This window comes from Mesorhizobium sp. M4A.F.Ca.ET.090.04.2.1 (assembly GCF_003999085.1).
Classification (GTDB): domain Bacteria; phylum Pseudomonadota; class Alphaproteobacteria; order Rhizobiales; family Rhizobiaceae; genus Mesorhizobium.
On record NZ_RZOT01001023.1, the window covers coordinates 1 to 473 of the forward strand.

Consider the following 473-nt stretch of genomic DNA (forward strand, 5'->3'; position numbering starts at 1 on the left):
GCCGCGCACCGCGCCGCTGGAGACGCGCGGCCGCGCATCGAAGGAGAACAGGCTGACGAGGTCGCCGCCCTTCAGCGCGATGAACGCCGACAGCAGCGCCGCCGTCACCGCGCGGTCGACCTTCGGCACGCCGTCGACTGGCTCGCACATCAGGCGTCCGCTGTCGATGGCGAGCACGACGTTGTTGTTCTCCTCAATGCGGAACTCGCGCGCCAGAAGCTTGCCGTGGCGGGCGCTGCGTTTCCAGTCGATCATCCGCCGGCCCATGCCGGGCTGGTAGTCCTTTAGCGCCTCGAACTCGCGGCCTTGGCCGGCCCGCTTTTGTGCGTGGCCGTCGGCCTGCGCCGAGCGTTGCAAAAGCGTGATCGCCTCGTCGCGGGCGTGGCTGACATCGGGCAGCACCGCCACCTTCTCGTCCATCGGCAGCACGACCTGGTTCCAGACCAGCCCGAACGGCCCGCGCCAGCGCAACC

1 protein-coding gene is annotated in these 473 nt (G+C 69.8%); it reads right to left on the bottom strand.

Annotated elements, in window-relative coordinates:
• Nucleotides 1-473: DUF58 domain-containing protein (locus tag EN781_RS33850; protein ID WP_145965844.1), on the bottom strand; the 473-nt coding region annotated here is incomplete at both ends.